We start from the raw sequence: 22,102 nt of genomic DNA, 5'->3' as shown, positions 1-22,102 counted from the left end.
CGGGTGTCAAGAGGTGCTGCCGTACGACTTCGGTCCGCTGCTTCGCCCCGTCGCCTCAGTCGGCCGCGCGCTCCGCCGTCAGATACGCGATCACCATGTCGCCGAGCATCGCCCGGTAATGCTCGCGCTGGGCCGGATCCACCAGGTCACGGCCGAACAAGGCGCCGAAGGTGTGCCGGTTGGAGACCCGGAAGAAGCAGAAGGAGCTGATCATCGCGTGCAGGTCGACGGCGTCGACATCGGCCGTGAACAGGCCGGACTGCTGTCCCGACTCCAGGATCCGGCGGATCACGTCCAGGGCCGGTGAGCCGATCTTGCCGAGCTTCTCGGAGGCGGCGATGTGCTCGGCCCCGTGGATGTTCTCGATGCTGACCAGGCGGATGAAGTCCGGGTGCTGCTCGTGGTGGTCGAAGGTCACCTCGGCCAGCCGGCGGATGGCCGCGACCGGGTCCAGATGCTCGACGTCGAGCTCCTGCTCGGCCTCCCGGATCACGCCGTACGCCCGCTCCAGCACGGCCGTGAACAGCTGTTCCTTGCCGCCGAAGTAGTAGTAGATCATCCGCTTCGTGGTCCGGGTGCGGGCGGCGATCTCGTCCACGCGGGCGCCGTCGTAACCGGCGCGGGCGAACTCCTGCGTCGCGACGTCGAGGATCTCGGCCTGGGTGCGGGCGGCGTCACGGATCCGCCCGTTGCTGCGTGCCGGCTCTTCGACGCTGGTCATCGGCTTCCTTCGGCGAGGGGTGAGCGCGCCCCGGTGGCCCACCCGCGTGCCGGTGATTCTAGAAGCCCGATCGCTGCGTGCGCCGGGCCAGGTCTTCCCAAGCTCCGGTTCGCCTGCTATTACTAACTCACCAGTTCGTACATTAGTGAGCCGCTCAGGAGGTCCCCGGTGGCCAAGGACGCCAAGGACTCGTATCTCGTCGGGCTGATCGGCTCCGGCATCGGTCCGTCGCTCAGCCCTGCACTGCACGAGAGGGAGGCCGACCGGCTGGGCCTGCGCTATCTGTACCGGCTCATCGACATCGAAGGGCTCGGCGTCCCGCCGGAGGCGGTGGGCGACCTGCTGCGGGCGGCACGCGACCTGGGCTTCGACGGGCTCAACATCACGCACCCGTGCAAGCAGCTCGTCATCGAGCACCTGGACGCGCTCGCCCCGCAAGCCGAGGCACTCGGCGCGGTCAACACCGTCGTCCTAGAGGACGGCCGGTCCGTCGGCCACAACACGGACGTCACCGGCTTCGCGGCCTCCTTCGCCCGGGGCCTGCCCGACGTACCGCTGGAGCGGGTCGTGCAGCTCGGCGCCGGGGGCGCGGGAGCGGCCGTCGCGCACGCCATGCTGACCCTCGGCGCCGAGCGCGTCACCGTGGTCGACGCGCTGGCCGACCGTGCCGCTGGTCTCGCCGCCGCCCTGAACCGGCACTTCGGCGCGGGCCGCGCGGCCGGCGCCGCCCTCGACGCGCTGCCCGCGCTGCTGACCCACGCCGACGGCCTCGTGCACGCCACCCCCACCGGCATGGCCGCCCACCCCGGGCTGCCCCTGCCGGCGGAGCTGCTGCACCCGGGGCTGTGGGTCGCCGAGGTCGTCTACCGCCCGCTGGAGACGGAACTGCTGCGCACGGCACGCTCGCTCGGGTGCGCCACTCTCGACGGCGGCGGCATGGCCGTCTTCCAGGCCGCCGACGCCTTCCGCCTGTTCACCGGACGCGAGCCCGACAGCGCGCGCATGCTCGCGGACATCGCCGAGCTGGCGGACGCCGTGGGAACCCCGAGCCAGTAAGAGCCAGGCGAACAGGAAGAGCCAGGCGAACAGGAAGAGCCAGGAGAAGAGGTACCGGCATGCGTACGTCCATCGCCACCGTCTCCCTCAGCGGATCCCTCACCGAGAAGCTCACGGCCGCCTCCCGGGCCGGCTTCGACGGTGTGGAGATCTTCGAGAACGACCTGCTGGCCAGCCCCCTCACCCCCGAGGAGGTCCGCGCCCGTTGCGCCGACCTCGGTCTGACCATCGACCTCTACCAGCCGATGCGGGACATCGAGGCCGTGCCCGCCGACGAGTTCGCCCGCAACCTGCGTCGCGCCCGGCACAAGTTCGAGCTGATGCGGCGGCTGGGCGCCGACACCGTCCTCGTCTGCTCCAGCGTGCACCCGCGCGCGGTGGACGACGACGCGCTCGCCGCCGAGCAGCTGGGTCAACTCGCGGACCTCTCCCAGGACTTCGGCATCCGCGTCGCCTACGAGGCGCTCGCCTGGGGACGGCACGTCAACACGTACGACCACGCCTGGCGCATCGTCGAGGCCGCCGGCCACCCCGCGCTCGGCACCTGCCTGGACAGCTTCCACATCCTCTCGCGCACCTCGGACCCCAAGGACCTCGAAGAGATCGCGGACATCCCCGGCGAGAAGATCTTCTTCCTCCAGCTCGCCGACGCCCCGCTGCTCGCCATGGACGTCCTGCAGTGGAGCCGCCACTACCGCTGCTTCCCCGGCCAGGGCGGCTTCGACGTCGCCGGGCTGGTACGCCACGTCCTGCACACGGGATACGACGGCCCGCTGTCCCTGGAGGTCTTCAACGACGTCTTCCGCCAGGCCGAGGCCGGCCCGACCGCCGTGGACGCCCTGCGTTCCCTGCTGGTCCTCCAGGAGGAGGTCGGCCGGACCACGCCGCCCGCGCCCGTCGTCCCCACCGGCGTCGCCTTCGCCGAACTCGTCACGCCGGACGCCGGACCTGTCTCGGCCGTCCTGGGCGCCCTCGGCTTCACCCGCACCGCACGGCACCGCAGCAAGCCGGTCCACCTCTGGCAGCAGGGCGAGGCCCGGATCCTGGTCACCACCCAGGGCTCGGCACGCCGGGACGGCACCGGCCTCGCCGCGATCGGCCTGGAGTCCCCGGACCCGACGGGCGCCGCCCACCGCGCCGAGGCCCTCCTGGCCCCGGTCCTGCCCCGCCGCCGCGCTCCGGAGGACGCCCCGCTGGACGCGGTCGCGGCCCCCGACGGCACGGAACTCTTCTTCTGCGCGACGGACCGGCCCGAACTGCCCAACTGGCGCGCCGACTTCACCGGCACAGCCAAAGCCGGGCAGGGCACGGGGCACGCCGAGCAGGGCACGGCAGTCGCCGGGCAGGGCACGCGGGTCCGGGGAGTGACCCGCATCGACCACCTCGCCCTCGTCCAGCCCTGGCACCACTTCGACGAGGCGACCCTCTTTCACCACAGCGTCCTCGGCCTGCACCCCCAGGAGAGCGTCGACGTCGCCGACCCGTACGGACTCATGCGCAGCCGCGCCGTCACCAACGCCGACGGCAGCGTCCGTATCGCCCTGAGCGTCGGCGCGGCACCCACGGACGACACCGTGCACGCCCAGCACATCGCGCTCGCCACGGACGACGTGGTCGCCGCGGCCCGCCGCTTCCGGGAGTCGGGCGGCCGGCTGCTGCCGATCCCCGCCAACTACTACGACGACCTGGCCGCACGGTACGAGTTCGCGGACGGCGACCTGGAGACGTATCGCGAGCTGGGCATCCTCTACGACCGCGACGCGCAGGGGGAGTTCCGGCACTGCTACACCGTGACGGTCGGCCGCGTCTTCTTCGAGCTGGTGCAGCGGGACGGCTACCGGGGTTACGGCGCCCAGAACGCGCCTGTGCGGCTGGCCGCGCAGCACATCGCGCAGCAGTGACGGCCTGACGGCGGGACCGCGGTGGCCTACTGCCGACTGACGGTCCGTGTCACGCCGGCGATGACCGTCGTGGCGAGGATCCAGCCGGTGAGGACGAGGGCGTACGCCAGGGCCTGCTGCCCGCCCTCCGGCGCGAAGGCGGGTTCCTGCCCGAAGGAGATCACCGGCAGCAACAGGTCGAGCGTGTAGAAGACCGGGTTGAACTGCGGTGCCTCGTCCGCCTTCAGGGGCGGCGGCGTGTGCAGCGCGAACGCGACGGACCCGACGGCGAGCAGGGACAGCAGCCAGCCCAGCGCGCGCATCGGGCGGAAGCCGTAGCCGACGGTGGCGTCCTGGACATGACCCCACAGGCGTCCGTACCAGGGGAGCGTGGTGCGGTGGCGGCGCTGTCTGGCCAGCTGGACGAGGCGGGCGCCGTCCTCGTCGCCGGTACGGCGGTAAGCGGCGGTCAACTGCTCGTATCCGTGCGGGTCGAACGTGTCCTCGTCCCGCTCCAGCATGGGCAGCCGAAGCTCGGGCGACACATGCGGCGTCAGGGACGTGTAGGTGAGGTCGAGGAGGCGGACCTGGTCCGGGAGCATCTCCGGATCCAGGTTGAGGTGCTCCACCTGCGAGCGGCGCAGGTTGAGCCTGCCTTCCATCGGGGTGCCCCCGCGCAGCCACACCTCGCCGATGACACAGCTGCTCGCCCGCATCGCGGTGCCGCCGGGATTGGACAGCCTGCTGTACAGCAGGTCGAGTCGACCGGGAATGCGGGCACCCCGCAGGTCGATGCGGCCTCGCGTGCTCAGGCGTCTGCCCAGGACGTTGGCGCCCACTTCGAGGGCCTCGGCGCTCAGGACGAAGCCCTCGGGATGACGGAGCTCGGCGTTCTCCAGCCGGAGCGAGCCGCTGATCGTGGCGCCGTTCAGCCGGATCTCACCGCGGGTGCGCAGCCGGGTCGCGCACAGGTCCTCCCCGACGGTCACCTGGTGGAGCTGGAGGACCGGATCCTCGGTCCCCGTCGGCGCGGTGACCTCGGTCCCCTCCAGGTACAGTGCCCCGGCGATCTGGGCCCCGCCGAGCCGTACCGGTCCTCCGAACCGGCAGCCCATCAGCCGCAGCCCACCGTCGACCCGAACCCGCGCGGACGCCAGACCGGGCAGCTGGGACCCGGTCAGATTGAGGTACTTCAGCTGGGCGCCGGACAGATCGGGCACGTCCTCGAAGTGGCAGTGACTGAGACGCACGATGCTGTCCACCGTCGCGTACCGCAGATCCAGCACACCGGTGATCCGCGCGCCCGCCACCTTGAGGGCGGCCACCTCACCGCTCTGGGTCGGGCCGTCGAGCAGCAGAGCCCGCAACACCGTGGCGCGGACGGTCCGTTGGGGTCCCCAGTCGGCGCCCTCGGCAGCGCCCTCGTCCTCCGCACCGCGGAAGTCCACAGCAGTGCCTTTGGGAAAGGCCTCCCATACGGCGCGCTCGGCCGGTGTCAGATCGTTGATCTCCATCAGCCGGGACTCTGACGCCGGCCGCCGAACCTGTCAACTCACCGCCGCTTCCACCTGGCTCGTTCAGGAAGAACCACAGCCGTGTTCAAGAGTCTCTGCTTGTTCAAGAGTCACTGCCTTGTTCAAGAGCCACTCGCCGGCCGTACCGCCCGCCAGGGCGCGAACGCGCTCGCCCCGCGCGGCAGCAGTGCCGCAAGCTCCGGGCAGTGCCGCAGGATCACGGAGTTCAGGCCGCCCCTCTCGACCCAGTCGATGCCCAGCGGCGTGTAGACCTCGGGCCGGTAGTCGACGGTGAGGAAGCGGTCGGACTGCAGACGTCGGCTCGCCATCAGGATGAACACCCGGAACGCGGTGTCGCTGAAGCCGAACCCCGTCGGCGGATTCTCCCCGAACAGCCCTACGACGGTGTCGATCTCGTCGACCGAGCGGTACACGTCCTTCAGCCGCGCCAGCGTCTCGGCGTTCTCCGTCAGCTCCTCGAAGGACCGCAGGCGCGGCTTGTGCAGCCCTTCCCGGAAGTCGTTGTAGCGCGGGACCCCGCGCCGCCGGGTCCGGACCAGGTCCACCACCGACAGGTCGATGATCTCGCCCTCGCGTTCGAACTGCTGCAAGGAGCGCGGGAAGTTGTGCAGCGTGATCGCGCCGGGGTGGGCGACACCGAACGAGTACAAGGCGTTCGCGAGCCCCGTCTTGCGGATCCGCGCCTCGGCCGCGCCGCCCTGGATGTCCAGGAAGCCCACCGTCTCCAGACGCTGCCCGAGTTGATGCTCGCGCAGCTCGAAGTCGTCGGGGATCAGCGGGTGCATGCGGTAGACGGTGACGAAGTCCTCGGTGAGGGAGTACGGCGCGATGTGGTGGTCCGGCAGGGTCTTCGGAATGCCGGTCAGTGAGTGCGACTCGAACAGCCACAGTCCGAGCTGGTTCAGCCAGTTCCTGGGCGGGCCCTGCCAGTTGGTGTGCAGGGCGATGTCGATCGCCTCGGTGGCGAGGATCGCCGGCGTCCACTCCACGGTGTGGATCTTCGCGATCAGCGCCGAGACCACCAGGCGGGCCCTCTGGTAGATCCGCTCCTCGCTCATCCTCGGATACTCGGCGCGCAGCGCGGCACACACCGCGTTGTGCTCCCGCGCGAACAGCGTGTGCATGGCGCTGAGCCCCATCCACCAGCTGTCGTTGAAGCCCGTCAGCGGAATCCCGCCGTTGCCTCCGTTCGGCAAGTGACCGTCCTCCAGGCGGAGTTCGGCACGACCCTCGGCCTCGCGCAGGAAGCGCGCGGTCTGCTCGTCGGCGCCGTACACCTCGGAGCCGTCCCACCAGTGCGAGGCGGTGTTGGCGAACAGGATCGGCGGGCCGCCCGACGCCTCGATGCCCTGGTTCTCCGCGAACCGCATCACGTCCTCGCCGGGCCCGCCGGGCGTGTTGTGCCACGGTCCGCTGCCGGGCGGCAACGGCACCTCGACACTGCGCTCACCCGGCCGGTGGCGCCGGTGGTTGACCCAGTCGTGCACCTGGAACTGGATCCAGGCCGCGGCCAGCACGTTCAGCGAGGTCGCGGGCAGGAAGCTCTCGCGGTACAGGAGTTGGCGGCTGACCGTGACCGGGTTCGGGGTGTCGAAGAGGTCGGGACGGAAGACCGGCTCCAGATTGCGGCCGAAGGCCGCGCCGACGGCGCCCATGCCCGGGTCCGACAGATCGTTGTACGTCCCGTCGTACGACCGCTCGTCGCGCAGCCGTTCCGGGACCGGCTCGGGCACCGGCTGTGCGCGGGGCGGCGCCTCGCGCGGCTCGGTGTCGATCAGGTTCAGCCGGCGCAGTACCTTGCGCAGGAACACGAGGTTCAGCAGGCTCAGCCGCGTCGGCAGCCGGTGCCAGGGCACGTACTGGTTGAGCAGCGCGAAAGCCGGTTCGAGGGGACGCCCGAGGACCTTGTTGCGGACCGGCTCCTCGGTGACGAACCGCAGGCCGAGCCGGTGCGCGCTGGATGCCTGGTATGCCGCCTTGCGGGCCCGGTTGATGTTGCCGAGCGGTCTGAACTCCTCTGTCGTGTACCAGGGGTTGAAGCTCAGGTCCTCGATGCGGCGGGCGATCGCACGCGCCTCGGCGGTGTCCAGGTCCTGGCCGGGGATGGTGAGCCGGGCGACCGGAAGCGCGGGCGCCACCCCGTCCTGCCATTCCACCGACGCGTCCTCGACCGGGGTGTGCCGCTCGTCCACGAACCGCTGCACGCACAGGTCGTACTCGACGTCGCCCCGCGCCAGCCGGCGGGCGAACTCACGGTGCAGGAAGTCCGGGTCCCGACGGTCCGGCGCGGGCCCCGGCGGGGTGCCCGGCGCGGGACGGAACAGGAACCGCACCGGCCCCGCGTCGCCCCACAGCATCGCGCCCCGGCTCCAGTACGTCTCGTGGGCGAGCGAGTCGACGGTGTGCTTGGCGGCGGCCTGCACATTGCGCCGCATCCGGTTGGCGGTGCCGAGCCCCACGGCGAGCGGCAGCTTCACGAACAGTCCGAACGCCTTCTGCACCGGACTGCGGGCACCCGCCATCGCCTTGGCGAAGGCCACGAACTCCCGGGCGTTGCGGGCGTGCGAGACCGGATGGCCGGTCGCCAGCAGATCGTGGCTCTCCTCCTGCGACACCCGTACACGCACCGCCGCCCCGCGCAGATCCGGCGAGCCGTCGCCCTGCCGGATGCCGCTCGCGTTGGACAGCCGTACTGTGGCCGGATACTCGGCGCCCGGCTGGGCGAACCCCACCCGCAGGGCTGCCGGGAGGTCGTCGTGGAAGCGCAGCCGTGCGTTCTCGACGGCCAGCGGCGCCTTGGCGTGGAAGGTGCGAGTGACCTCCCCGCCCCCGGCCCGGCGGTTCCTGACCTGCACGTCCATCAGCTCACGCGCCAGCCGCTCGAACACCGTGCGTTCCGCCTCGGGACTGCCGCCCTCGTACCGTTCGTAGCGCTGCTCGTGCTGCCCGGACTCGGCCATCAAAGGTCTTCCTTCGTACGACTGCGTACGGGGACCTCAGGATCCCAGGAAGCCCACCGGGCCGCATCCGCAGTTGACGCGAGGTTGACGCCTGCGGTGGATGCGGCCCGGTCCTTCGTCGGTCTAGGCCCTGATGTTCCAGTCCGCGATCACGGGCCGCCCGTGCTCCGTCGACAGGCGGCTCACCGTGGCCGTCGCCAGCTGAAACAGCCGCCCGTCAGCCGGCGCGAGGCCCAGTCGCCTGGCCGTGACGACACGCAGGAAGTGACCGTGCGCCACGAGGATGACATCGCCGTCCAGCAGCGCCACGTCCACCCGTGCCAGCACCCGGTCGGCCCGTGCCCCCACCTCGGCCGGTGACTCACCGGGGTGACCGTCCGGTCCGGGCGGCACTCCGTCGGTCCACAGGGACCAGTGGGGGCGGGAGCGGTGGATGTCGACCGTGGTGACGCCCTCGTAGCCGCCGTAGTCCCACTCGTGCAGATCAGAGTCCGGTACGGCCCCCGACACGCCCGCCAGTTCGGCCGTGCGTACGGCGCGCCGCAGCGGGCTGGTCAGCGCCAGTGAGAAGGTCCGGCCGGACAGCAGCGGAGCCAGGGACTTGGCCTGTTCCTCGCCGTCCTGGGTGAGGGGCAGGTCGGTGAAGCTGGTGTGCTGTCCCGACCTGCTCCACTGCGTCTCACCGTGGCGGACCAGAAGGAGATCCCCCACTGAGCGCTACTCCTTCGACTCGACGGCGTGCCCGCCGAACTGGTTGCGCAGCGCCGCGATCATCTTCATCTGCGGGGAGTCGTCCTGGCGGGAAGCAAACCGGGCGAACAGCGAGGTGGTGATCGCCGGCAGCGGCACCGCGTGGTCGATGGCCGCCTCGACGGTCCAGCGGCCCTCGCCGGAGTCCTGCGCGAAGCCCTTCAGCTTCTCCAGGTGCTCGTCCTCGTCGAGGGCGTTCACCGCGAGGTCCAGCAGCCAGGACCGGATGACCGTGCCGTCCTGCCAGGAGCGGAAGACCTCCCGGACGTTGTCCACGGACTCGACCTTCTCCAGCAGCTCCCAGCCCTCGGCGTAGGCCTGCATCATGGCGTACTCGATGCCGTTGTGAACCATCTTCGCGAAGTGCCCGGCGCCCACCTTGCCCGCGTGGACGTAGCCGTACGGCCCCTCCGGCTTGAGCGCCTCGAAGATCGGCTTGAGCCGGTCGACGTACTCCTTCTCGCCGCCGACCATCAGCGCGTAGCCGTTCTTCAGACCCCACACGCCGCCGGACACGCCGGCGTCGACGAAGCCGATGCCGTGCGCGGCCAGCTCCTTGGCATGCTGCTCGTCGTCCGTCCAGCGGGAGTTGCCCCCGTCGACCACCGTGTCGTAGGGCTTGAGGAGGCTGCCCAGCTGGTCGATCACGAGCTGGGTGGGGTGGCCGGCCGGGACCATGACCCAGACCGTGCGCGGCGCGTCGAGCTGGTCGACGAGGTCGGCCAGGCTCGCGACGTCGGACACTTCGGGGTTGGTGTCGTAGCCGACGACGGTGTGGCCGGCGTTGCGCAGACGCTCGCGCATGTTGCCGCCCATCTTGCCGAGACCAACAAGACCGATCTGCATGTCAGTTCACTTCCTCCTGGACGCCCTGCGCGTCCGATGCGTTCTTGAGCGAGCGGTACGCGGCCACGAGGGCGGCCGTGGACGGATCGAGACCGGGGACCTCGGCCCCTTCGGTGAGAGCGGGCTCGACACGCTTGGCGAGGACCTTGCCCAGCTCGACACCCCACTGGTCGAAGGAGTCGATGTTCCAGACGGCGCCCTGGACGAACACCTTGTGCTCGTAGAGGGCGACCAGCTGGCCGAGGACCGACGGGGTCAGCTCGGGGGCGAGGATCGTGGTGGTGGGGTGGTTGCCGAGGAAGGTGCGGTGCGGGACCTGCTCCTCGGGCACACCCTCGGCGCGCACCTCGTCCGCGGTCTTGCCGAAGGCCAGCGCCTGGCCCTGGGCGAACAGGTTCGCCATCAACAGGTCGTGCTGCGCCTTGAGCTCGTCACTCAGCTCGGCGACCGGCCGGGCGAACCCGATCAGGTCGGCCGGGATCAGCCGGGTGCCCTGGTGGATCAGCTGGTAGTAGGCGTGCTGCCCGTTGGTGCCGGGCGTGCCCCAGACCACCGGCCCGGTCGTCCAGCCCACGACCTCGCCGTTCCGGTCCACCGACTTGCCGTTGGATTCCATGTCCAGCTGCTGGAGATAGGCCGTGAACTTCGACAGGTAGTGCGAGTACGGCAGCACCGCATGGGACTCCGCGGCGCAGAAGTTGCCGTACCAGATGCCCAGCAGGCCCATGATCAGCGGGGCGTTGGCCTCGGCGGGTGCGGTGCGGAAGTGCTCGTCGACGGTGTGGAAGCCGTCGAGCATCTCCCGGAAGCGGTCCGGGCCGATGGCGATCATCAGGGACAGGCCGATCGCCGAGTCGTAGGAGTAGCGGCCGCCGACCCAGTCCCAGAACTCGAACATGTTGTCCGGGTCGATGCCGAAGTCCGTGACCTTCTCGGCGTTGGTCGACAGCGCGACGAAGTGCTTGGCGACCGCCTTGTCCTCGCCGCCGAGCCCGGCCAGCAGCCAGGAACGGGCCGACGTGGCGTTGGTGATCGTCTCGATGGTGGTGAACGTCTTGGAGGCGACGATGAACAGCGTCTCGGCCGGGTCCAGGTCCCGCACCGCCTCATGGAGGTCCGCGCCGTCGACGTTCGACACGAACCGGAGCGTCAACTCCCGTGCGGTGAACGGGCGAAGGGCGTCGTACGCCATCGCCGGACCGAGGTCGGAGCCGCCGATGCCGATGTTGACGACGTTGCGGATCCGGCGGCCGGTGTGGCCGGTCCACGCGCCGGAGCGGACGCGCTCGGCGAAGTCGCCCATCCTGTCGAGCACCGCGTGCACCTTGGGCACGACGTTCTCGCCGTCCACGTCGACCACCGCGTCCCGCGGCGCCCGCAGCGCGGTGTGCAGCACCGCACGGTCCTCGGTGACGTTGATCCTCTCGCCGCGGAACATCGCGTCGCGCAGCCCGAACACGTCGGTGGCCGCGGCCAGTTCCTGGAGCAGGGCGAGCGTCTCGTCGTTGATCAGGTGCTTGGAGTAGTCGATGCGCAGATCACCGACGCGTACGACGTACCGCTCCGCGCGGGAGGGGTCGGCCGCGAACAGCTCACGCAGCCGCGGGCGCTGCAGCGCGTCCTCGCGGTGGTCCTCCAGGGCCGCCCATTCGGGGCGCTGAGTGAGACGGGGTGTGTCGGACAGCGGGTCAGACATGGTCAGGGGTCTCCTTGGTGGCCTCGCCCCGCAGGGCGACGGCGTACATCTCGTCCGCGTCGAGGCGCCTGAGCTCCTCGGCGATGAGTTCGGAGGTGGTGCGGACCTTCAGCGCGAGGGTGCGCGGCGGCTGGTCCGGCAGGGTCAGCGTGGCCAGCGGGCCCTCGGGGCGGTCGATGACGATCTCCCCGCTCTCGGTGCCCAGGCGCACGCCGGTGACGACCGGGCCGGCGGTGACGACCCGCTCGGCGGTGACGTGGAGGCGGGCCTCCAGCCAGCGGGCGAGCAGTTCGGCGGCCGGGTTGTCGGCCTCGGCCTCCACGGCTGCCGAGATGATCGGTACCCGGGCCTGGTCCAGGGCCGCGGCGAGCATGGAGCGCCACGGGGTGAGCCGGGTCCAGGCGAGGTCGGTGTCGCCGGGCGCGTAGGAGCGCGCGCGGGCCTCCAACTCGGCCTGCGGGTTCTCGGTGGTGTACAGATCGGTGATCCGGCGCTGCGCCAGCGCTCCCAGCGGATCCTTCGCGGGGTTCTCCGGCGCCTCCACCGGCCACCACACCACGACCGGCGCGTCCGGCAGCAGCAGCGGCAGCACCACCGAGTCGGCGTGGTCGGACACCTCGCCGTACGTGCGCAGCACGACCGTCTCACCGGTGCCTGCGTCGGCGCCGACCCGGACCTCGGCGTCCAGGTGCGAGCGGGTGCGGTCGCGCGGGGTGCGGGCGTGCCGCTTGATGACCACCAGGGTGCGCGCCGGGTGCTCGTGGGAAGCCTCCTCGGCCGCCTTGATCGAGTCGTAGGCGTTCTCCTCGTCCGTGACGATGACCATCGTCAGGACCATGCCCACGGCCGGCGTGCCGATCGCGCGGCGGCCCTTCACCAGCGCCTTGTTGATCTTGCTTGCCGTGGTGTCGCTCAGGTCGATCTTCATGGCCTGCGCCAGCTCCGTCCGTCTCGTGCGAGCATCTCGTCGGCTTCCTCGGGTCCCCAGCTCCCGGACGCGTACTGCGCCGGCTTGCCGTGCGTGTCCCAGTACGCCTCGATCGGGTCGAGGATCTTCCAGGACTCTTCCACTTCCTGGTGACGGGGGAACAAATTGGCGTCACCGAGGAGGACATCCAGGATGAGCCGCTCGTAGGCCTCCGGGCTGGACTCCGTGAACGACTCGCCGTACGCGAAGTCCATCGTCACGTCCCGGATCTCCATGGACGTGCCCGGCACCTTGGAGCCGAAGCGGACCGTCACGCCCTCGTCCGGCTGGACGCGGATCACGATCGCGTTCTGGCCGAGCTCCTCGGTGGCGGTCGAGTCGAACGGTGAGTGCGGCGCCCGCTGGAAGACGACCGCGATCTCGGTGACCCGCCGCCCGAGCCGCTTGCCGGTGCGCAGGTAGAACGGCACACCCGCCCAGCGCCGGTTGTCGACGTTCAGCCTGACGGCGGCGTACGTGTCGGTCTTCGACCGCGCGTCGATGCCGTCCTCCTGGAGGTACCCGGCGACCTGCTCGCCCCCCTGCCAGCTCGCCGCGTACTGCCCGCGCACGGTGTGCCTGCCCAGGTCCGCCGGCAGCTTGACGGCCTTGAGCACCTTCAGCTTCTCGGTGAGCAGCGACCCGGCGTCGAAGGCGGCCGGCTCCTCCATCGCGGTCAGCGCCATCAGCTGGAGCAGGTGGTTCTGGATGACGTCGCGCGCCGAGCCGATGCCGTCGTAGTAGCCCGCCCGGCCGCCGATGCCGATGTCCTCGGCCATCGTGATCTGCACATGGTCGACGTACGACCGGTTCCAGATCGGCTCGAACATCTGGTTGGCGAACCGCAGCGCCAGGATGTTCTGGACGGTCTCCTTGCCCAGGTAGTGGTCGATCCGGAAGACCTGCTCCGGGTCGAACACGTCGTGCACGATCGCGTTGAGCTCGCGGGCGCTCGCGAGATCGTGGCCGAACGGCTTCTCGATGACCGCCCGCCGCCAGGACCCCTCCGGGGCGTCCGCCAGGCCGTGCTTCTTCAGCTGCTGCACGACCTTCGGGAAGAACTTCGGCGGTACGGAGAGGTAGAAGGCGTAGTTGCCGCTCGTACCGCGGGCCGTGTCCAGCTCGTCGACCGTCTGGCGCAGCTGCTTGAACGCCTCGTCGTCGTCGAAGTCACCCGGGATGAACCGCATGCCCTCGGCAAGCTGCTGCCAGACCTCCTCGCGGAACTCCGTACGGGCGTGCTCGCGCACCGAGTCGTGCACGACCTGCGCGAAGTCCTGGTCCTCCCAGTCCCGGCGGGCGAACCCGACGAGTGAGAAGCCCGGCGGCAGCATGCCGCGGTTGGCGAGGTCGTACACGGCCGGCATCAGCTTCTTGCGGGACAGATCGCCGGTCACGCCGAAGATGACGAGCCCGGACGGGCCCGCGATCCGGGGCAGACGGCGGTCGCGCGGGTCGCGCAGGGGGTTGTCCCAGTCCCAGTCCCGGTCGGTGGTCATTCTGCGTCAGCTCCCTTGCTGCCGAGCGACTTCTGCACGGCGTCCAACAGGTCCTGCCACGCCACCTCGAACTTGGCGACGCCCTCGTCCTCCAAGCGGGTGACCACCTCGTCGTAGGAGATGCCGAGCGCCTCCACCGCGGCCAGGTCGGCACGGGCCTGTGCGTAGCCGCCGCTCACCGTGTCTCCGGCGATGACGCCGTGGTCGGCGGTGGCGTTCAGGGTGGCCTCGGGCATGGTGTTGACGGTGCCCGGCGCGACCAGATCGTCCACGTACAGGGTGTCCTTGTACGCCGGGTCCTTCACGCCGGTCGAGGCCCACAGCGGACGCTGCTTGTTGGCCCGGGCACCGCCGAGGGCGGTCCAGCGGTCACCGGAGCGTGTCGAATTGTCGGCAGAGCCGAACCAATGCTCGTAGGCCTCGTAGGCGAGCCGCGCCTTGGCGAGCGCCGCCCGGCCCTTGAGCGCGAGGGCCGCGTCCGTGCCGATCGCCGCGAGCCGCTTGTCGATCTCGGAGTCGACGCGGGAGACGAAGAAGGACGCCACGGAGTGGATGGCGGAAAGGTCGAGGCCCTTCGCGGCGGCCTTCTCCAGACCGGCGAGGTAGGCGTCCATGACCTCGCGATAGCGCTCCAGGGAGAAGATCAGCGTGACGTTGACGCTGATGCCCTGGGCGATGACCTCGGTGATGGCGGGCAGCCCGGCCTTGGTCGCCGGGATCTTGATCATCACGTTGGGGCGGCCCACCAGCCAGGCGAGCTGCCGTGCCTCGGCGATCGTGGCCGTCGTGTCGTGGGCGAGACGCGGGTCGACCTCGATGGATACCCGGCCGTCCCGGCCCTCCGTCGCGTCGTACACGGGCCGCAGGATGTCGGCGGCAGCGCGGACGTCGGCGGTCGTCATCATGCGCACGGCCTCGTCGACCGTGACGCCGCGCACCGCGAGGTCGGCGAGCTGTTCCTCGTAGCCCTCACCGGAGCCGATGGCGGCCTGGAAGATGGACGGGTTGGTGGTGACGCCCACGACGTTCTTGTTCGCGATCAGCTCGGCGAGGTTGCCCGACTCGATCCGCTTGCGCGACAGGTCGTCCAGCCAGATCGAGACGCCTTCGTCGGCAAGGCGCTTGAGGGCTCCCGCGGTCGCGGTGGCTTCGGTGCTCACAGTGTTCATCTTCTTTCTGGCGGTCGGATCAACCACGCGCGGCGGCCAGCGATTCCCTGGCTGCGGCAGCGACGTTCTCGGGGGTGAAGCCGTACTCGGCGAACAGGGTCTTCGCGTCGGCGGAGGCACCGAAGTGCTCCAAGGAGACGATGCGTCCCGCGTCGCCGACGAACCGGTACCAGGTGAGCCCGATCCCGGCCTCGACGGCGACCCGCGCCTTCACGGCCGGCGGCAGGACCCTCTCGCGGTACTCACGGGGCTGCTCCTCGAACCACTCGACGGACGGCATCGAGACGACACGGGTACCGATCCCGTCGGCCTCCAACCGCTCCCGCGCGGCGACGGCGACCTGGACCTCGGAACCGGTGGCGACGAGGATCACCTCGGGCGCCTCGGTGGAGGACTCCTCAAGCACGTAACCACCCTTCGCCGCATCGGAGTTGGGTGCGTACGTCGGCACCCCCTGGCGGGTGAGGGCGAGCCCGTGCGGGGCCGGGCTGGTGGAGTGCCGCCTGAGGATCTCGGCCCAGGCGATGGCGGTCTCGTTGGCGTCGGCGGGGCGGACGATGTTCAGGCCCGGGATGGCGCGCAGCGACGCCAAGTGCTCGACCGGCTGGTGGGTGGGGCCGTCCTCGCCGAGGCCGATCGAGTCGTGCGTCCAGACGTACGTCACCGGCAGCTGCATCAGGGCCGACATGCGGACGGCGTTGCGCATGTAGTCGGAGAACACCAGGAAGGTGCCGCCGTAGATACGGGTGTTGCCGTGCAGCGCGATGCCGTTCATCTCCGCGGCCATCGAGAACTCGCGGATGCCGAAGTGGACCGTACGGCCGTAGGGGTCGGCCTCGGGCAGCGGGTTGCCCTTCGGCAGGAAGGAACTCGTTTTGTCGATGGTCGTGTTGTTCGAGCCGGCCAGGTCGGCCGAGCCGCCCCACAGCTCGGGGACGACGGCGCCGACGGCCTGGAGCACCTTGCCGGACGCGGCGCGGGTGGCGACCGACTTGCCCTCCTCGAAGACCGGGATCGAGGACTCCCAGCCCTCGGGCAGCTGACCGGCGACGATCCGGTCGAACAGCTGGGCGCGCTCGGGGTTGGCGGCGCGCCACGTGCCGAGCTGCTTGTCCCAGGCCGCGTGCGCCTCGGCGCCCCGGTCGAGGGCGCGCCGGGCGTGGGCGAGGACTTCGTCCGCGACCTCGAAGGACTGCTCGGGGTCGAAGCCGAGGATGCGCTTGGTGGCGGCGATCTCCTCCGCGCCCAGCGCCGAGCCGTGGGAGGCCTCGGTGTTCTGCGCGTTCGGGGCGGGCCAGGCGATGACCGTGCGCATCGCGATGATCGAGGGACGCTCGGTCTCGGCCTGCGCCGCCCTGAGCGCCGCGTACAGCGCGTGGACGTCGATGTCGCCGCCCAGCTCCGGCTCGATCCGCTGCACGTGCCAGCCGTACGCCTCGTACCGCTTCAGCACGTCCTCGGAGAAGGCGGTCGCCGTGTCGCCCTCGATGGAGATGTGGTTGTCGTCGTAGAGGAAGACCAGGTTGCCGAGCCTCTGGTGGCCGGCGAGGGAGGAGGCCTCGGCGGAGACGCCCTCCTCCAGGTCACCGTCGGAGACGATCGCCCAGATCGTGTGGTCGAACGGGGACTCGCCCTCGGGCGCCTCCGGGTCGAACAGACCGCGCTCGTAGCGGGCGGCCATCGCCATGCCGACCGCGTTGGCGACACCCTGACCCAGCGGGCCGGTCGTCGTCTCGACGCCGGCCGTGTGCCCGTACTCGGGGTGACCCGGCGTCTTCGAACCCTGGGTCCGGAAGGACTTGAGGTCGTCGAGCTCCAGCTCGTACCCGGCGAGGAAGAGCTGGGTGTAGAGGGTCAGCGAGGTGTGGCCGGGGGAGAGCACGAAACGGTCCCGGCCGGTCCACTCGGGGTCGGCGGGGTCGTGACGCATCACCTTCTGAAAGATCGTGTACGCGGCCGGGGCGAGGCTCATGGCGGTGCCGGGGTGGCCGTTACCGACTCGCTGCACGGCATCCGCCGCCAAAAGACGGGCGGTGTCGACGGCACGCCGGTCGAGTTCGGTCCATTCGAAGCTGTCCGGTGTCTGCGTGCTCATCTTCAAAAAGTCCTCGATCGGAGCGAAGTGGCTGGTCCAACGCCTTCAAAACTAAAAGTCTGACTTTTATGAGGGAAGGTCGAGGTGTGTCAGGCTGTGGTGAAAGTGGGACACCGCGACGGGCGCGGCGCACGGCTGAGCGAGGGGCCCGCACGGCTGAGACGGCACGAGACGGACATGGCGGGCATGGTGGACACAGGGGTTCAAGGCGGCGACGCGATACGGACGTTTCCGTTCCCCGTCGATCTGAGCGTCCTCGGCGTCGGCATGCAGGTCGGCCCCATGGGTGCCGGCCGCACCTGGCACGCCGCCGACGCACCGCTGGAGCGAGTGCACCGCATCGACTTCCACGTCGTGATGCTGTTCGACGAGGGCCCCGTACACCACATGATCGACTTCGCCGAGTACGAGGCGCAGGCCGGCGATCTGCTGTGGATCCGCCCCGGCCAGGTCCACCGCTTCTCGACGGCGGGCGCCTACCGGGGAACCGTCCTGACCATGCAGCCGGGTTTCCTGCCCCGCGCCACGGTCGAGGCCACCGGCCTGTACCGCTACGACCTCCCGCCCCTGCTCCACCCCGGTGAGGCCCAGCTCACCGGCCTCCGTTCGGCCCTCGCCCAACTCCAGCGCGAGTACGAGGACACGACGACCCTTCCCCTGAGCCTGCACACGTCGGTCCTGCGGCACTCCCTCACGGCGTTCCTCCTGCGCCTGGCACACCTCGCCGCCAGTTCGGCGGAGGCCGCGCGCCGACAGGCCGACACGACGTTCACGCTCTTCCGGGACGCGGTGGAGCGGGGCTTCGCCACCAACCACAGCGTCAGCGCCTACGCCGACCAGCTCGGGTACTCCCGCCGCACCCTCGTCCGCGCGGTCCGCGCCGCCACCGGGGAGACGCCCAAGGGCTTCATCGACAAGCGCGTGGTCCTGGAGGCGAAGCGGCTTCTGGCCCACACGGACATGCCGATCGGGCGGATCGGGGCGGCCGTCGGTTTTCCGGACGCCGCGAACTTCTCCAAGTTCTTCCATCAGCACACGGAGCTGACGCCGGCGGCGTTTCGAGCAGACCTGTGACGCTCCGCTGGTTCTGCCAGAAAACCCTTCCGTCACAGTCGAGTTCACCCTTTGAATACGGGAATGGCCGTCCTCGGCCGCTCAACAGGAGAGGGACTGACTCCGTGGAACTCGTCTTCACCGGCCGGGTCATCGAATGGCGCGGCCCGGCGCCGTACTACTTCCTGAGGGTGCCGGACGAGGAATCCGCCGACATCCGCGAGGTGGCCGCGATGGCCACGTACGGCTGGGGCGTCATCCCGGTCGAGGCCCGGATCGGCGAGGTCGTCTTCGAGACATCCCTCTTCCCCAAGGACGGCGGCTATCTGCTGCCGCTCAAGAACGCGGTACGCAAGCCGCAGCAGATCGGGGCCGGTGACGAGGTGAGCGTGGAGATGACCGTCCGCTTGTAGGGCCGGGGCTGCCGTGACGCAGGCGGTCGTCGGCATGGACGGCTCGGGTGCCGGGGGTGCTCCCTCGCCTCACGCATCCGGGCCAGGATGAACAACTCGTGGTCCATGGCGGGTCGAGCGACCTCCCGCCTCGTCCTCACCGGCGAGAGGGATATCCGCCGCCCCGCACCGCGACCCCTACGCCCCCGTCTCGGGCTGCCAGCCCAATGCCCGTGAGATCCCCCGCGCCGCCAGGCGTACCGCCGGCGCCAGTACCGGAACCTGTGCGTCGGCCTGGGGTACGACCACGGACACGGCTGCGGCGATCGTGCCGCCCGGGCCGCGGATCGGTGCGGCGACCGACAGGGCGTCGTCGGTGACCTGGCGGCTGCTCACGGCCACCCCGGTGCGGCGGACGTCGGCCAGCATGCGGCGCAGACGGGCGGGGTCGGTGACGGTGTACGGCGTGAAGGAGGTGAGCGGCCCGGCGAGGTACTCGTCCTGGAACTCCGGGTCGCTGTGCGCGAGCAGCGCGAGGCCGACCCCGGTGGCGTGCAGCGGCCAGCGGGCCCCGACGCGAATGTGGACGCCGACCGCGGAGCGTCCCGACAGCCACTCGATGTAGACGACCTCGGGCCCGTCCTGGACGGCCAACTGCACGTTCTCGTGCGTGGCTTCGTACAGGTCCTCCAGGTACGGCAGTGCGATCTGCCGCAGCGCCGGGCCGCGCGGCGCGAGTGCCGCGAGCTCCCACAGCCGCAGACCGACGTGGTAAAGACCGGACTCGTCCCGCTCCAGGGCGCCCCACTCGCTGAGCGCGGTCACGAGCCGGTGCGCGGTGGTCAGGCTCAGCCCGGCCCGTCGGCTGATGTCCGTCAGACACAGCGCCGGATGCTCGAGGTCGAAGGCCCCGAGCACGGACAGCAGGCGGTCGGGCGCGGAACGCGCCCCTTTGACCGACAAGGACGGTACGGCGTCGGCGGTCATCGGCGATTCGTCACCCCAGTCCTGACTCGCTGACCCTCTGCAGCAACGCGTGCAGCTGCTCACGCTCGGCGGGGTCGAGAGGCTGGACCAGCTCGTTGGTGACGCGCTGCCCGGCCTCGTCGGTGTCGCGCAGGAACGCCCGGCCGTCTTCGGTCAGCACGATGATCCGGCTGCGGCGGTCGTCGGGGGAAGGGCGCCGCTCGGCGAAGCCCAGCTTCTCCAGGTCGTCGACCAGGCCGACGATCGCGCTCGGGTCGTAGCCGAGCGACGCGCTCAGCTCGCGCTGGAGCGCCCCCGGTGTGGTGGCGAGGAACCGCAGGACCGCGTAGTGGCGCAGGCGCAGGCCCGACTCCTGGAGGAAGGAGTTGAAGAGCTGGCCGGAGCGCAGGCCGAGGCGGTACAGCAGATAGCCCGTGTCGGCGTGCAGTCCGCGCATCCAGGGCTCGTCGGCGTCGATCGGTGCGGGGTTCGTGGTCGGCCGGCTGGCGATGGCGGGCTCCCTGGTCGAGGCCCCGGGTGAGGGGGCGGGCGTACGTACTGCCCCCAGCATGACGCAAGGATGAGTCGCCAACAACTATTGACGTCGACAACTATTGTTCTTACCTTCGATCTCGCACCGCCTTCGACATGCCTTCGACCTCGAAGTCGCACCCCACTCTCACCCCCATCCGAAGGGACCCGCCCGTGCCCAGCATCGATCTCACCGGCAAGGCCGCCGTCGTCACCGGCAGCGGTCGGGGCCTCGGCCTCGCCTACGCCCATGCCCTGGCCGCCCACGGCGCCTCCGTGGTCGTCAACGACGTCGACGAGGCCGTGGCCGAGGCCGCCGTGAAGTCCATCACCGAGGCCGGCGGCACCGCCGTCGCCGAGGTCGTCCCGGTCGGCACGACCGAGGCTGCCCAGCGGCTGGTGAACCGTGCCGTCGATGAGTTCGGGCGGCTCGACGTCCTGGTGACCAACGCGGGCATCCTGCGCGACAAGGTCCTGTGGAAGATGACCGACGAGGACTTCGACGCGGTGGTCACCACCCACCTCAAGGGCACCTTCACCTGCGCCCGCGCCGCCGCCGTCCGCATGCGCGAGCAGGGCGAGGGCGGCACCCTGATCCTGGTCGGCTCCCCGGCCGGGCAGCGCGGCAACTTCGGGCAGACGAACTACGCCGCCGCCAAGGCCGGCATCGCCGCCATGGCCCGCACCTGGTCGATGGAGCTGGGCCGGGCGAACGTCACCGTCAACGCCATCGTCCCGGTGGCCGCCACGGCCATGACCGAGACGATCCCCGCCTTCGCCCCCTACGTCGAGGCGCTGAAGAACGGCGAGCCGTTCCCGGCCTTCCTCCGCAAGGGCGAGGGCTTCGGCACCCCCGAGGACTGCGCCGCCCTCGTTCCCTTCCTCGCCTCCGAGGCCGCCCGGGGCATCACCGGCCAGGCCATCGGCATCGGCGGGGACAAGGTGGCACTCTGGTCGCATCCGCAGGAGATCGCCGCGGCGTACGCGGACGGCGGCTGGACCCCCGACACCCTGGCCGACGTCTGGCCCAGCTCGGTCGGCGCCGAACTCCAGTCGGTCGGCATTCCGGCGCCCAAGTTCCCGGAGGCGTGATGGCCACCTCCATGAATCCCGACGAGCTGGTCGCGATCGACGTCCACACCCACGCGGAGGTCTCCTCCAAGGGCCACTCCTCCCTGGACGACGACCTGCACGACGCCTCCTCGGCCTACTTCAAGGTCGAGGGCAAGCGGAAGCCGACCCTGGAGGAGACGGCCGCCTACTACCGCGAGCGGAAGATGGCCGCCGTGATCTTCACGGTCGACGCCGAGTCCGCGACGGGCACGCCGCCCATCCCGAACGTGGAGGTCGCCGAGGCGGCCGCCGCCAACGCCGACGTCCTCATACCCTTCGCGTCCATCGACCCCTTCCGAGGCAAGGCGGGCGTCAAGCAGGCCCGCCGCCTGGTCGAGGAGTACGGGGTGAAGGGCTTCAAGTTCCACCCGAGCATCCAGGGCTTCTTCCCCAACGACCGCTCGGTGGCGTACGACCTCTACGAGGTGATCGAGGAGACCGGCACGATCGCCCTCTTCCACACCGGCCAGACGGGCATCGGCGCCGGAGTCCCCGGCGGGGGCGGCATCCGCCTCAAGTACTCCAACCCCCTCCACGTGGACGACGTGGCGGCCGACTTCCCCCACCTGAAGATCATCCTCGCCCACCCGTCCTTCCCCTGGCAGGACGAGGCCCTCGCGGTGGCCACCCACAAGCCGGGCGTGCACATCGACCTGTCCGGCTGGTCGCCGAAGTACTTCCCGCCGCAGCTGGTGCAGTACGCCAACACACTGCTGAAGGACAAGGTCCTCTTCGGCTCCGACTTCCCCGTCCTCACCCCCGACCGCTGGCTCGCCGACTTCGAGAAGCTGTCGATCAAGGACGAGGTCAAGCCGAGGATCCTCAAGGAGAACGCCGCCCGGCTGCTCGGGCTGACGAAACCGTAAGGGGCGT

The 22,102-nt window shown here is 70.4% G+C and carries 18 protein-coding genes; 6 read left to right on the top strand and 12 right to left on the bottom strand.

What is annotated here, in order from left to right; translation table 11 throughout:
- Positions 1–55: 55 nt before the first annotated feature.
- Positions 56–721 (bottom strand): TetR/AcrR family transcriptional regulator, encoded by a 666-nt coding sequence (locus ACZ7L5_RS12955; protein WP_328878046.1) that lies wholly within the window; start codon positions 719–721, stop codon positions 56–58.
- Between the two features lie 168 nt (positions 722–889).
- Here ACZ7L5_RS12955 and ACZ7L5_RS12950 point away from each other — a divergent pair, with 168 nt between their 5' ends.
- Positions 890–1,777 (top strand): shikimate dehydrogenase, encoded by an 888-nt coding sequence (locus ACZ7L5_RS12950; protein ID WP_471516641.1) that lies wholly within the window; start codon positions 890–892, stop codon positions 1,775–1,777.
- A gap of 59 nt (positions 1,778–1,836) precedes the next feature.
- Positions 1,837–3,678 (top strand): bifunctional sugar phosphate isomerase/epimerase/4-hydroxyphenylpyruvate dioxygenase family protein, encoded by a 1,842-nt coding sequence (locus ACZ7L5_RS12945; RefSeq protein ID WP_471516640.1) that lies wholly within the window; start codon positions 1,837–1,839, stop codon positions 3,676–3,678.
- Between the two features lie 26 nt (positions 3,679–3,704).
- Here the strand turns inward: ACZ7L5_RS12945 and ACZ7L5_RS12940 are convergent, their stop codons facing one another.
- From ACZ7L5_RS12940 to tkt, 9 genes are all read right to left on the bottom strand, one after another.
- The gene (locus ACZ7L5_RS12940) at positions 3,705–5,171 is read right to left on the bottom strand and encodes a membrane-associated oxidoreductase (RefSeq protein ID WP_471516639.1); all 1,467 of its coding nucleotides are present in this window, start codon (positions 5,169–5,171) and stop codon (positions 3,705–3,707) included.
- Positions 5,172–5,293: 122 nt separating this feature from the next.
- Positions 5,294–8,152, bottom strand: a complete 2,859-nt coding sequence (locus ACZ7L5_RS12935; protein ID WP_471516638.1) for a peroxidase family protein — start codon at positions 8,150–8,152, stop codon at positions 5,294–5,296.
- A 123-nt stretch (positions 8,153–8,275) separates the two neighbouring features.
- Positions 8,276–8,863 carry a histidine phosphatase family protein gene (locus tag ACZ7L5_RS12930; protein ID WP_471516637.1) on the bottom strand — a complete coding sequence of 196 codons (588 nt, stop codon included), beginning with the start codon at positions 8,861–8,863 and terminating at the stop codon, positions 8,276–8,278.
- Positions 8,864–8,869: 6 nt separating this feature from the next.
- Complete coding sequence (gnd, locus tag ACZ7L5_RS12925) at positions 8,870–9,748, bottom strand: phosphogluconate dehydrogenase (NAD(+)-dependent, decarboxylating) (RefSeq protein WP_471516636.1); 879 nt, start codon at positions 9,746–9,748, stop codon at positions 8,870–8,872.
- Between the two features lies 1 nt (position 9,749).
- Complete coding sequence (pgi, locus tag ACZ7L5_RS12920; RefSeq protein ID WP_471516759.1) at positions 9,750–11,432, bottom strand: glucose-6-phosphate isomerase; 1,683 nt, start codon at positions 11,430–11,432, stop codon at positions 9,750–9,752.
- 4 nt (positions 11,433–11,436) lie between these two features.
- Positions 11,437–12,372 carry a glucose-6-phosphate dehydrogenase assembly protein OpcA gene (gene opcA, locus ACZ7L5_RS12915; RefSeq protein ID WP_471516635.1) on the bottom strand — a complete coding sequence of 312 codons (936 nt, stop codon included), beginning with the start codon at positions 12,370–12,372 and terminating at the stop codon, positions 11,437–11,439.
- On the bottom strand, positions 12,369–13,910 hold the full coding sequence (gene zwf / locus ACZ7L5_RS12910) for a glucose-6-phosphate dehydrogenase (RefSeq protein ID WP_471516634.1): 1,542 nt from the start codon (positions 13,908–13,910) through the stop codon (positions 12,369–12,371). The genes opcA and zwf overlap by 4 nt, the downstream gene beginning before the upstream one ends.
- Positions 13,907–15,079 carry a transaldolase gene (tal, locus tag ACZ7L5_RS12905; RefSeq protein ID WP_471516633.1) on the bottom strand — a complete coding sequence of 391 codons (1,173 nt, stop codon included), beginning with the start codon at positions 15,077–15,079 and terminating at the stop codon, positions 13,907–13,909. The genes zwf and tal overlap by 4 nt, the downstream gene beginning before the upstream one ends.
- Positions 15,080–15,098: 19 nt before the next feature.
- Positions 15,099–17,174 (bottom strand): transketolase, encoded by a 2,076-nt coding sequence (gene tkt, locus ACZ7L5_RS12900; protein WP_471516632.1) that lies wholly within the window; start codon positions 17,172–17,174, stop codon positions 15,099–15,101.
- A 186-nt stretch (positions 17,175–17,360) separates the two neighbouring features.
- On the opposite strand from tkt, the gene ACZ7L5_RS12895 reads away from it, so the two are divergent.
- Together ACZ7L5_RS12895 and ACZ7L5_RS12890 are read left to right on the top strand one after the other, a co-directional pair.
- Positions 17,361–18,248, top strand: a complete 888-nt coding sequence (locus ACZ7L5_RS12895; RefSeq protein WP_471516758.1) for a helix-turn-helix transcriptional regulator — start codon at positions 17,361–17,363, stop codon at positions 18,246–18,248.
- A gap of 104 nt (positions 18,249–18,352) precedes the next feature.
- On the top strand, positions 18,353–18,640 hold the full coding sequence (locus ACZ7L5_RS12890) for a DUF1905 domain-containing protein (protein WP_471516631.1): 288 nt from the start codon (positions 18,353–18,355) through the stop codon (positions 18,638–18,640).
- A gap of 177 nt (positions 18,641–18,817) precedes the next feature.
- On the opposite strand, the gene ACZ7L5_RS12885 is transcribed toward ACZ7L5_RS12890, so the two are convergent.
- Together ACZ7L5_RS12885 and ACZ7L5_RS12880 are read right to left on the bottom strand one after the other, a co-directional pair.
- A complete protein-coding gene (locus ACZ7L5_RS12885) occupies positions 18,818–19,606 on the bottom strand; it encodes an IclR family transcriptional regulator (protein ID WP_471516630.1) in 789 nt (262 codons plus the stop codon).
- 10 nt (positions 19,607–19,616) lie between these two features.
- Positions 19,617–20,156, bottom strand: a complete 540-nt coding sequence (locus ACZ7L5_RS12880; protein WP_471516629.1) for a MarR family winged helix-turn-helix transcriptional regulator — start codon at positions 20,154–20,156, stop codon at positions 19,617–19,619.
- Between the two features lie 134 nt (positions 20,157–20,290).
- Here ACZ7L5_RS12880 and ACZ7L5_RS12875 point away from each other — a divergent pair, with 134 nt between their 5' ends.
- Together ACZ7L5_RS12875 and ACZ7L5_RS12870 are read left to right on the top strand one after the other, a co-directional pair.
- Positions 20,291–21,208 carry an SDR family NAD(P)-dependent oxidoreductase gene (locus ACZ7L5_RS12875; protein ID WP_471516628.1) on the top strand — a complete coding sequence of 306 codons (918 nt, stop codon included), beginning with the start codon at positions 20,291–20,293 and terminating at the stop codon, positions 21,206–21,208.
- A gap of 11 nt (positions 21,209–21,219) precedes the next feature.
- A complete protein-coding gene (locus ACZ7L5_RS12870; RefSeq protein WP_471516757.1) occupies positions 21,220–22,095 on the top strand; it encodes an amidohydrolase family protein in 876 nt (291 codons plus the stop codon).
- Positions 22,096–22,102: the final 7 nt, after the last annotated feature.

The sequence above is a fragment of the Streptomyces sp. NPDC107528 genome, from assembly GCF_055639295.1.
The sequence above is the reverse complement of the archived record's forward strand: the minus strand, read 5'-3'. Positions and strand labels throughout refer to the sequence as shown.

Bases quoted from the DNA above. Each gene is read 5' to 3' on its own strand.
- ACZ7L5_RS12955 (WP_328878046.1), bottom strand. From the start codon at position 721: ATGACCAGCGTCGAAGAGCCGGCACGCAGCAACGGGCGGATCCGTGAC.
- ACZ7L5_RS12945 (WP_471516640.1), top strand. From the start codon at position 1,837: ATGCGTACGTCCATCGCCACCGTCTCCCTCAGCGGATCCCTCACCGAG.
- ACZ7L5_RS12940 (WP_471516639.1), bottom strand. From the start codon at position 5,171: ATGGAGATCAACGATCTGACACCGGCCGAGCGCGCCGTATGGGAGGCC.
- ACZ7L5_RS12935 (WP_471516638.1), bottom strand. From the start codon at position 8,152: ATGGCCGAGTCCGGGCAGCACGAGCAGCGCTACGAACGGTACGAGGGC.
- gnd (WP_471516636.1), bottom strand. From the start codon at position 9,748: ATGCAGATCGGTCTTGTTGGTCTCGGCAAGATGGGCGGCAACATGCGC.
- opcA (WP_471516635.1), bottom strand. From the start codon at position 12,372: ATGAAGATCGACCTGAGCGACACCACGGCAAGCAAGATCAACAAGGCG.
- zwf (WP_471516634.1), bottom strand. From the start codon at position 13,910: ATGACCACCGACCGGGACTGGGACTGGGACAACCCCCTGCGCGACCCG.
- tal (WP_471516633.1), bottom strand. From the start codon at position 15,079: ATGAACACTGTGAGCACCGAAGCCACCGCGACCGCGGGAGCCCTCAAG.
- tkt (WP_471516632.1), bottom strand. From the start codon at position 17,174: ATGAGCACGCAGACACCGGACAGCTTCGAATGGACCGAACTCGACCGG.
- ACZ7L5_RS12895 (WP_471516758.1), top strand. From the start codon at position 17,361: ATGGTGGACACAGGGGTTCAAGGCGGCGACGCGATACGGACGTTTCCG.
- ACZ7L5_RS12885 (WP_471516630.1), bottom strand. From the start codon at position 19,606: ATGACCGCCGACGCCGTACCGTCCTTGTCGGTCAAAGGGGCGCGTTCC.
- ACZ7L5_RS12880 (WP_471516629.1), bottom strand. From the start codon at position 20,156: ATGCTGGGGGCAGTACGTACGCCCGCCCCCTCACCCGGGGCCTCGACC.
- ACZ7L5_RS12870 (WP_471516757.1), top strand. From the start codon at position 21,220: ATGAATCCCGACGAGCTGGTCGCGATCGACGTCCACACCCACGCGGAG.